Genomic DNA, 9,749 nt, shown 5'->3' on the forward strand with positions numbered 1-9,749 from the left:
ACCGGACGCGAGGCACTTCGGTACGGATGTCTCTCAGCGGCTGAGAGCCGCCGGTGGACACATTATGAAAGGAGTCGAACACGTAACCGTCGCACTCGCGTCCGAGGTGGTCTAATGTCAAGATCGCCCCGGTACGGGGAGATACGCGGTTCAACTCCCGTCCTCGGACCTTCTCACTTCGTGTCGCCGGCCGACAGCGACCGCCCTCGAGAAACGCCGAGTAGTCGTCGGCCGAAACCCCAGTAGGCGCCCGGTACCGTCCCGTACACGGTGAATACTTTATTCCGTTACAGTCATCGGTTCCGGACAGTAGATGTCTCAAAAAACAGCGACCGTCGGAGACCTCCCTCGCAAATCGGCGGTCACCGACGAGTACCGAGTCGTTCGGCAGACGGAGTCGGGCCACGAGCTCCGCGTCCTCGAGTCGATCCGCGGAATCGAGCGCGAGCGGTGGAACGCGGTCGTCGAGCGCTCGAGTCGGGGAAGCGTCTTCCACCGCTACGAGTGGCTCGAGGCGATCGAGGTGGGGATCGGCTCGACGCCCAGACACCTCGTCGTCACGAAGGACGGGAACGTCATCGGACTGTTTCCGAACTTCGTCGTCGGCATCGGGGAGACGCCGTTTCGGCGGCTGGTCTCCTCGCACCCGGGCTTCGGCGGCCCGGTGCTGACGACCGACGTCAAGACGTCGCTCTCGCTCGCGACGGAGGCGATTCCGACGCTCTGTACGGGTCGGACCGTCGCCCACGAGATCCGGGTGTGCGACCCGAACTACCTCCGGTACAACGCTCACCTCGAGTCGGCGGGCTACCGACCGACGCGGATGGGCGGGCGGTTCGTCCTCGACCTGACCGACGGCTACGAGGAGGTCCTCGCCGGGATGAGCAAGAGCAGGCGCAAGGACATCCGCCGTGGCCGGGAGGGCGACTACGAGATCGTCGAGGAGGAGCTGACGGGCGAGCGACTCGAGCGGTTCTACCGCGTCTACGAACGGCACGTGGATCGACTCGGGGGGGAGCGTCTCGCCTTCGAGTTCTTCGAACACCTCCTGACGATGGAATCCCGCGTGCTGTTGCTCACGCTCCGCGTCGACGGCGAGTACGCCGGCGGATTCCTCGAGTTACTCGACGAGGAGCAGTCCGCGGTTCACGGCTTCGTCGCTGCGGTCCCGCCGGAGTACTTCGAGCACCACGCCTCGGAGCTGCTGTACGACTACGTGCTCCGCTGGGCGATCGAGAACGGCTACGAGCGCTACGACTTCGGCGGCTCGGGGGCGAACTTCGAGAGCGGTGTCTTCCGGTACAAGGAGGGATTCGGCGGCGACCTCGTCCCGAACGTCTACTGGGAGCGGGGCTGTAGCCCGCTCTGGAAACCGATCGAGGCGGGTCGCTCGTTCTACCTGCGCCACCTGGCGTGAGGCGAGGGCTCGAGTCGGCCGAAACGCGACGGGGTCGGTCGCGGTAGTCGGAGGCGGACCGCCTCTCGAGTTATTCCGCCGCCAGCCGTTCCGCCTCCCAGTCGAGGTACTCACACAGCCCGTCCTCGAGGGGACGGTGCTCCAGACCGAGTTCCGTCGTCGCCTTCGTGTTGTCCACCGGCCAGCGAGTCCCGGCGAACATTCTCACCCACTCGGCTTCGAACCCTTTCGGCGGCGTCACGGCCCGCTCGACGACGGACAGGGCGCCGGCGAGACCGCCGAACAGCTTCGGGGAGACGGCTCGTGGAGCGGGAACGCCCGTACACTCCTCGGCGAACGCGAGCACCTCCGTCAGCTCTCGCGGTTCGTTCGCGATGATGTAGACGTCGCCCGGTTCACCGCGGTCCATCGCCAGGACGTGCGCTCTGGCGGTGTCCTCCACGTGGTCGAGCGGCGCGTAGTATCCCTCTCGAGGACACAGCGGTACATTTCCCTGTAGATAATCCCGAAAGAACTGGCGGACCGACCCGTGGCGCTTGTCACCGGGCCCGTAGACGATTCCCGGCTGGACGATTACGAGCGGGAGACCGTCGTCGATCATAGGTTGTGCCACCTCGTACTGTGCCTGCCACTTCGTTCGGACGTAGACGCTTCCGTCCGGGCGGTCCGGTGCGACGGATTCGTCGATGGTACCGCCCGCAGCGGGCGGGTAGACGCCGATCGTACTCGTGTATACGCCCCTGGGAACGCCGAGTTCGCCCATCAGTTCGAGTACGTTTCGCGTCCCCTCGACGTTGATCCGCTCTGCGGTTTCGACGGCGCGCGGACCGGGGCCGACGTAGTACCACGCGGCGATGTGAAAGACGCCGTCGACGCCGGTCATCGCCGCTCGCATGCTCTCCTTCTCGGTGACGTCGCCCTCGACCACCGTCACGTCGGCCGGCAAGTGGCTCGCGTTCGAGCGCGAGCGCGTCAGCGCAACGACGTCGTGGCCGTCTTCGACGAGCCGTTCGGTTACGTGTGACCCGATCAGCCCGGTTGCCCCCGTGACGAAGTACTTCATACACTGGTAGACGGTAGCGATTAGCATAGAGGTGTACCACCGTCGAAGAACGGTACCCACTGCCGGTCTCGGTCACTGAATCAGCGCCAGCGTCTCCCGGACGTCGACGGCGCCGCTGGCGACGACGAGGGCGCCCCAGACCGCGATCCCGAGGGCGATCACGCCGGCGAGCGCGAGCAGACTCGAGGCGTAGGGGACCGCGAGCGACACCGCGAGGCCCATCCCCACCGAGATAGCCGTCGTGAGGCCGGCGAACCGAAGGATTCGCTCGAGGTCGAGCGAGAGCTCCTGGTGGATCACGTAGACGTTCGCGAGCGTGTAGATCCCGAAGGTGACGACGGTGGCGACGGCGGCGCCCGTCACGCCGTAGACGGGGATGAGGACGACGTTGAGCCCCACGTTGGCGACGGAGGTCGCCCCCTTGGCGACCGCGCGCGCGGTCGCCCGGCCGAGGTAGTCGAGGCTCTGGGTCGTGACGTCCGTGACCGCTGCGAAGACGACGAACACGCCGAGGACCTGCAAGACCGGCGCGGCGCCGGCGTACTCGGCGCCGAACACCAGAGTGACCGCCGGCTCTGCCACGAGGATCATTCCGACCGCCGCGGGGATGTAGAGGACGAAGACGTACTCGAGCGAGCTCTCGTAGATCCGGGCGGCCCGCTCGAGGCCGTCCGTGGCCTTCTGCTCGCCGTAGGTCGGCGAGACCGAGACGCCGAGCGAGCCCGCCGGGACGAGGACGAACTCGGTGATCTGCTTGCTGAGGACGTAGTAGCTGACCGCGACGGGGTTCAGGAAGAACGCGACCAGGACGGTGTCGATCTGCTTGTCCAGCACGTTCGCCCCGTGGGAGGCCGTCAGGGGGACGCTGTACTTCAGCAGGCGCGTTCGCAGCGACCGGCTGCCGCCGTCGTCGTCGAACGCCGTGTAAAACCGGGTGTAGAGCAGCCAGAGTCCCAGCGCGCTGGCCAGCAACCCGCCGACGACGTAGCCGACCACGGCGCCGACGACGCCGAACCCGAGGACGGTGAGCAGGATCACGAACAGCAGGCGGGCGACGCTGTGTACGACCTCGACGAGCGAACTCAGTTGCACGCGGTTGAACCCCTGCAGGAGCGACGTCGCGTACGAGTACGTGGAGTTGAAGCCGAGATAGACCGCCCCGAGGACGAGGAGGGAGGCGAGTTCGGGCGTCTCGAGCACCAGCGCGATGAGGTCGCCGGCGCCGATCAGGATCGCCGCGACGAGGCCGAACAGCACCAGCCGGTAGGCGAGGGAAGTTCGCAGGATGAACGGAACCTTCCCGCCGTCCGTCTCCTTGTACTCGGAGACGTACCGGGCCGCCGAGCGACCGAGCCCGAGATCCGCGCCCAGCTGGGCGATCGCGACGATCGCGAGCAACAGGAACAGCAACCCGTACTCGTCGGGCGAGAGCAGCCACCGGGCGAGCACGAGCATGAGCAGCCCGTTCGCGATCGCCGTGACGAGGCGGGCCCCGAGCGCCGCCTTGAACCCCTCGACGATCCGCTCAACGGTGTCCATCGGTTTCGGGTACAGGCGCCGGTTGCGGTCGTCGAGGCGTTCCACCGACGGCGCCCGCGCGGCGCCGTGCGAGCGTCGTCGGACACGGCCGGTACGTCCCCGTCGCTGTACCGAACACGCGGTGTCGACGGATCCCGTTCACTGGTGTTTCACAGCCGGGACGGGACGTTTGTTATGGGCGACGTACCGGCGGTCGGCCGCGCGTCGGGAAACCGCGACGGCTCCGGAGCGATCGCGGGCGCACGCGACTCGGCAACCGCACCGCGCCAGTTCGAGCCGTCGGCCGAAACCGCCACGTGAACGCTCGAGCGGTCGCCCGAAACGACGGCGTGAACGCTCGAGTGGGACCCTGTAAGCGGGGTAGGCGGAAGATAACAAACGTGGTGTAATTCCGAGAACAGTGTATGAACATCGGATTGTACCACGACGCCGTCGGCACCCGCCACGCCGGCGGCATCGCGGTGTACATCCAGCACGTTGCGGCCGAACTCGGGGCCTCGAACGACGTCTACGTCTACACCCAGCGGGGTGAGACGACCGAACTGCTGGCGAACGCGGACGTGACCCTGGTCGAGACGCCGGCGTTCGCCGACCGAATTCCGGCGCTCGTCGACGGCGCGACGCCGCTGGGACGACAGGACTGGAGCAAGCTGTTGATGACGCAGTGGGCGGCCCGACACGGCGTCGTCGACCACATCGACGATCACGTCGACGTCCTGCTCACCTTCCAGTTTCTCGACGACCTGCTTCTCTCTCACCTGGTCGAGCCGCCGACGGTCTACGAGTACCACAGCCTCGAGCAGGTCGGCGTCGGCGCGACGCTGCGCGAGCGGTTCTCCCGGACGGAGCACGTCCTCGCCAACGCCGACGACACCGCCCGGCGCGTCGCCGACGAGTTCGGCTACGACGTCGACGGCGTGATCTACCCCGGCGTCGACGCCGAGCGGTTCCGCCCCGACGGCGAACGGGCCTTCTCGAGCGACCGGCCGACGATCCTGTTCGTCGGGCGGTTCGTCGAGTCCAAGGGCGTGTTCGATCTGCTGTCTGCGGTCCGGCGCCTCGAGCGGCCGGTTCGGCTCCACCTCGTCGGCACCGGCGCGACCGCGCGCGTCGAGCAGCGGTGTCGCGAGCTGGGACTCGAGGAGGTCGTGACGATCCACGGCGAGATCCCCCACCTCGAGCTGCCGCGGTACTACCGGGCGGCGGACGTGTTCTGTCTGCCGACCCACGCCGAGAGCTTCGGCATGGTCAACGTCGAGGCGATGGCCTGTGGAACCCCCGTGGTGACGACCGACCTCGAGGGCACCCGCGCCTACGTGGACAACGGCGGGAACGGGCTGCTCGTGACGCCGCGCGATCCGATCGACCTGGCGGACAAACTCCGAATGCTGCTCGAGGCGCCCGGCCGCCGGGCGGAGATGGGGCGGCTCGCGCGCGAACGCGCCCTGCAGTTCACGTGGGCCGAACAGGCCGCCCGGCTCGAGCGGGTGTGCGCCGACGTGATCGGCGCGAAAACCGGCGGACGGAGCGCGGACGGGCGCGTCTCGAGTGCGGTGGCGAACTGACTCGGCGCCGGCTCGAAGGGGTCGGAAACGCCGTCCCTCGAGCGGCGGCGGTCGCGACTCGAACGCGCTCGGCGCGCCAGAACGCTACTCGGCGGAGACGTACATCCCGATCGCCCAGTGCTGATCGGAGAGGACGCTGCGCCCGAAGCCGACGTTGCCGTCGACGGCACAGCGCCAGCCTTCTCCCGTGTACCAGGGGTCGACGTGGTGCATCGCGCCGGAGTTCCAGCCGAATCGGTCGCCGGTCCCCGCGAGCAGCGGCGCCTCGAGGCGCGGCCGGTCGACGTACGTCGTCGGGGAGAGGTCGGTGATCTCGAACGCGCGGACGGCGCCCCCGTACCGGTCGGTGCAGTCCTGGTAGAAGACGAGAATCCGGTCCTCGCGGACGATCGGGCGGCCGGCCGGGCGGGTCGCCGCCGGGCGATCGGTGACGACTGGGTTGCCCGCGTGGGGCGTCCAGTCGTCCGCCACCAGCGAGTCGCTGTGGTAGACGTGCAGCCGGTTCGCGTAGACGGAGTCGCCCACGATCGCCCACCAGCGGTCCTCCCACCGGAAGACGACGGTGTCGTCGGTGCCGTGGTCGCTCGAGACCGGCGTCGCCACGGGCCGCCAGCGCCGCGGGAACTCGACCGCCTCGTAGAGGGTGACCGTCGTGCCGTCGGGCCCGCCCGCCTCGGGGACCATGTAGTGGGTTCCGTTCCAGGCGAAAACGTACGGAAACGAGAGGTGCTCGTCGGTTTTGAGCACGATCCCGTCGTACTCCCAGTGCAGCCCGCCGTCGGGGCTCGTCGCGTGGCCGATCGCCGCGTCCGGCGTGGCCTCGCGGTTGAACACCTCGAAGAACATGTGCCACTCCTCGGCCCCCGTAACGTACAGGAACGGGTCTGCGACGTAGTCGACGGCGCCGTAGTCGGTGACGTCCGCGGCCGTCAACACCGGGTTCACACAACCCCCCGCGGGCTCGAGCGCCAGCGGCTCGTCAGGCGTCTCGGGGTACGGGTACGACGGGACCGCCGTCCCCCGGTGGTGGATCGCCGCCGCGTTCGACCGGGCGGCGGTTTCGGTACCTCCCGTCGCCCGCGCCCGCCGTCTGAGGGTCGGGTACGTGTGGTGTGCGAGTCGGCCGCTTCGCCACGCGAGGCGGCGAACGTAGGGGACGCGTTTTGCCGTCAGCCGAGCCCGATCGAACATCCGCGACGCTGTGGTAACCATTGGCGGTACTTCCGTCGAGTGCGACATTGTTATCGAGCGGCTGAACGTCACGAGCGCGTGGTAGTCTCGGCTTTCTCGAGGCCGGCCGCACAGAGAGCGTACTCGCCGGAGCGTCGTATCACCCATCGAGAGTGTCATCTCGATCGTACGTAACGGAAAACGTATACTGCTCGCGCGAGGATCGAGGGTATGAGTCGCGTTCGAGCGGCGTTTTTCGGCTCGAAGTTACGAGCGCTCGCGACGATTGGCGTGCTCCTCCTCGTCACCCTCGGCGGCGCGGTCGCGGGAGGCCTTCTCGGCGTGCCGTCGGTCGTGGGACTGGAGAACACGTTCGGCGAGGTCACCGAGGACTCGACGGCCGTCGAGACGGAACTCGTCGTCTCGAATCCGAACCCGATCGGCGTCGACACCGACGACGTCTCCGTCTCGTACGCGCTCGCGATGAACGACGTCGACATGGCCCGGGGCGAGCGCCGCGGCGTCACCGTCGGCACCGGCAACTCGACGGTTCCGCTGACGACGGATCTGGACAACGGCGCGATTCCCGCGTGGTGGGTGAGCCACGTCGACGCCGGCGAGCGGACGACGGTCGCGGTCGACGCGACGGTGAGCTCCGACCGGCTGGGACGAGAGGGCGAACTCACCCACGAACACGGGATCGAGACGGACGTCATCGGCGAGTTCAACTCGACGGAGACGCGGCCGGTGAACGCGAACCAGCCGTTGATCGACGATCCCGTCCTCTACGTCAACGAAACCACCGGCGAGTGGGGCGACGTCAGCGAGTCCGAGACGCCGATCGAGACCGCGTTCGTCGTCTACAATCCGAACGACGAACCGTACGTGATCACCGAACTCGGCTACGAAATCACGATGAACGACGTCGACGTCGGTTCGGGGGCAACCCACGACACGCACGTGATCGGCGGCGGCGAGACCGAAACCCTCGAGGCCACCACGGCGATCGACGCAACCCGCCTCGACGAGTGGTGGGTGACACACCTCGACGACGGCGTTCACGGCCACCAGGTCTCCGAGCTCCGGATCGAGTTCTACGCGGTCGTCGAGCTACCGACCGGCGAGGCGGTCACCGTTCCACTCGAGGAACTGACCCACGAGGACACCCTCGAGACCGACGTCTTCGACGAGGGACTCGGGACCGACCGAACCCCGTCCGACGGCGACTCGAGCGAAAGCGACGACGGTTCGAGCGACGGGGGCGACGCGAGCGACGACGACTCGGCGGCAGACGACGGCAACGACACCGCGGACGGAAGCGAGAACGAGACGGACGAGGGCGACACCGACGACGAGGACGATACTGACGACGTCGAGAGTGATGACGACGATACTGACGACGAGGACGACGACGACGGGATTTCGATCCCGCTCCTATGGGCCGGCGGCGCCGGTCACTCGTAGACGCCGATCGCCTCGATCTGCTCCTGGTAGCGGTTGCGGATCGTGACCTCGGTGACCTGGGCGACGTCCGCGACTTCGCGCTGGGTCTTCTTCTCGTTGCACAGCAGCGAGCCGGCGTAGATCGCCGCCGCGGCGTACCCCGTGGGCGACTTCCCCGAGAGCAGCCCCTGCTCGGTCGTGATGTCGATGATCTCGTTGGCCTTCGACTGGACCTCCTCCGGCAAGCCGAGCTCCGAGCAGAACCGCGGGACGTACTTCTTCGGATCGACGGGCTCCATCTCGAGGCCGAGCTCCTGGGCGATGTACCGGTAGGTGCGCCCGATCTCCTTGCGGTCGACCCGCGAGACCGCCGACACCTCCTCGAGGCTGCGCGGGATGCCCTCCATCCGGCAGGCGGCGTACAGCGTACTGGTCGCGACACCCTCGATGGACCGGCCGCGGATGAGGTCTTCCTCGAGCGCGCGCCGGTAGAGCACGCTCGCGACCTCCCGAACCGAGCGCGGCACGCCCAGCGCCGACGCCATCCGGTCGGTCTCGCTGAGCGCGAACTGCAGGTTGCGCTCGCCGGCGTCCTTGGTTCGGATGCGCTCTTGCCACTTGCGCAGGCGGCGCATCTGGCTGCGCTTGTCCGAGGAGAGCGACCGGCCGTAGGCGTCCTTGTCCTTCCAGTCGATCGTCGTCGTCAGCCCCTTGTCGTGCATCGTCTGGGTCGTCGGCGCGCCGACGCGGGACTTGCTCTGGCGTTCGGCGTGGTTGAACGCACGCCACTCCGGCCCGTGGTCGATCGACTCCTCCTCGAGGATCAGCCCGCAGAGCTCGCAGCTCAGTTCGCTTCCGTCCGCGCTTCTGGTGAGCGCGTCCGACTGGCACTCGGGACAGCTCCGGGCGCCCTCTCGTTCGTCCTCCTGGTGGTCCGTCTCTACAGTTCGCTCTCGCTCACGAGTCGGGCGCGTCATTGATCGAGTAGAGAGAATATCCGAACGGAGATAAACGCTGTGAGCGATGGTGACAACAGTCGGGTCGGTCCGACCTGTTAGTTGTCGTGACTGTTCCGCCGATTAAACGGCCCGCTGACGGCGGCGCTCACCGCTCCTCGAGGTCCTCGGCGATCGCCGACAGGCTGTCCGCCGGCGGCTCTCGAGCCGTGTACACGGCGCTCTCGCCCGGTTTTCGGAGTCCGTACAGAAAGCCGGACTCGACGACGTCGACGAGTACGGAGCCGCCCGCCCGGACCCCCCGGTCGCTCACCCAGGCCGCGAGGCGGTCGACGCCCTCGCGCGGGTCGCGGGCCGCGCCGGGCGTCTCGTAGACGCCGGGGATCGCCAGCTCCTCGCCGGTCAGCGCCCGCTCGACGCGGGCGAACAGCTCGTCGCCCTCGACGACGACCCGGACGACCTCGTCGACCTCGAACCGGTCGCGGTCGTCGGCGGGGATCTCGAGTTTGTACCCGGTGGTGGTCTCCGTGAGCGTCGCCCGGACGGTATGGACCGACGGGTGATCGCTCGAGACGTGGTCTGCCATCGAAAGAGGA

9 protein-coding genes are annotated in these 9,749 nt (G+C 67.9%); 4 read left to right on the top strand and 5 right to left on the bottom strand.

What is annotated here, in order from left to right; all coding sequences use genetic code 11:
- The first annotated feature begins 313 nt into the window (after nt 1-313).
- Entirely contained in the window at nt 314-1,417 is a 1,104-nt protein-coding gene (locus tag NMQ11_RS06470) for a lipid II:glycine glycyltransferase FemX (protein ID WP_255170595.1), read from the top strand.
- A gap of 70 nt (nt 1,418-1,487) precedes the next feature.
- On the opposite strand, the gene NMQ11_RS06475 is transcribed toward NMQ11_RS06470, so the two are convergent.
- Both NMQ11_RS06475 and NMQ11_RS06480 read right to left on the bottom strand, forming a co-directional pair.
- Nucleotides 1,488-2,480 carry an NAD-dependent epimerase/dehydratase family protein gene (locus NMQ11_RS06475; RefSeq protein WP_255170596.1) on the bottom strand — a complete coding sequence of 331 codons (993 nt, stop codon included), beginning with the start codon at nt 2,478-2,480 and terminating at the stop codon, nt 1,488-1,490.
- Between the two features lie 72 nt (nt 2,481-2,552).
- Entirely contained in the window at nt 2,553-4,019 is a 1,467-nt protein-coding gene (locus NMQ11_RS06480) for a flippase (RefSeq protein WP_255170865.1), read from the bottom strand.
- A gap of 174 nt (nt 4,020-4,193) precedes the next feature.
- Between NMQ11_RS06480 and NMQ11_RS06485 the strand changes: the two genes are divergently transcribed.
- The gene (locus tag NMQ11_RS06485; protein WP_255170597.1) at nt 4,194-4,319 is read left to right on the top strand and encodes a hypothetical protein; all 126 of its coding nucleotides are present in this window, start codon (nt 4,194-4,196) and stop codon (nt 4,317-4,319) included.
- Nucleotides 4,320-4,423: 104 nt separating this feature from the next.
- Nucleotides 4,424-5,584 carry a glycosyltransferase family 4 protein gene (locus NMQ11_RS06490; protein ID WP_255170598.1) on the top strand — a complete coding sequence of 387 codons (1,161 nt, stop codon included), beginning with the start codon at nt 4,424-4,426 and terminating at the stop codon, nt 5,582-5,584.
- Nucleotides 5,585-5,668: 84 nt separating this feature from the next.
- Here NMQ11_RS06490 and NMQ11_RS06495 read toward each other — a convergent pair whose 3' ends face one another.
- Nucleotides 5,669-6,796, bottom strand: a complete 1,128-nt coding sequence (locus NMQ11_RS06495) for a glucosamine inositolphosphorylceramide transferase family protein (protein ID WP_255170599.1) — start codon at nt 6,794-6,796, stop codon at nt 5,669-5,671.
- Nucleotides 6,797-6,985: 189 nt separating this feature from the next.
- Between NMQ11_RS06495 and NMQ11_RS06500 the strand changes: the two genes are divergently transcribed.
- Nucleotides 6,986-8,218 (top strand): LEA/WHy family protein, encoded by a 1,233-nt coding sequence (locus NMQ11_RS06500; RefSeq protein ID WP_255170600.1) that lies wholly within the window; start codon nt 6,986-6,988, stop codon nt 8,216-8,218.
- On the opposite strand, the gene NMQ11_RS06505 is transcribed toward NMQ11_RS06500, so the two are convergent.
- Both NMQ11_RS06505 and NMQ11_RS06510 read right to left on the bottom strand, forming a co-directional pair.
- A complete protein-coding gene (locus tag NMQ11_RS06505; RefSeq protein WP_255170601.1) occupies nt 8,209-9,174 on the bottom strand; it encodes a transcription initiation factor IIB in 966 nt (321 codons plus the stop codon). The genes NMQ11_RS06500 and NMQ11_RS06505 overlap by 10 nt on opposite strands.
- A gap of 127 nt (nt 9,175-9,301) precedes the next feature.
- Nucleotides 9,302-9,739: a DUF7112 family protein gene (locus NMQ11_RS06510; protein ID WP_255170602.1), complete on the bottom strand. Its 438-nt coding sequence runs from the start codon at nt 9,737-9,739 to the stop codon at nt 9,302-9,304.
- Nucleotides 9,740-9,749: the final 10 nt, after the last annotated feature.

Source organism: Natrononativus amylolyticus, from assembly GCF_024362525.1.
GTDB classification, from domain to species: domain Archaea; phylum Halobacteriota; class Halobacteria; order Halobacteriales; family Natrialbaceae; genus Natrononativus; species Natrononativus amylolyticus.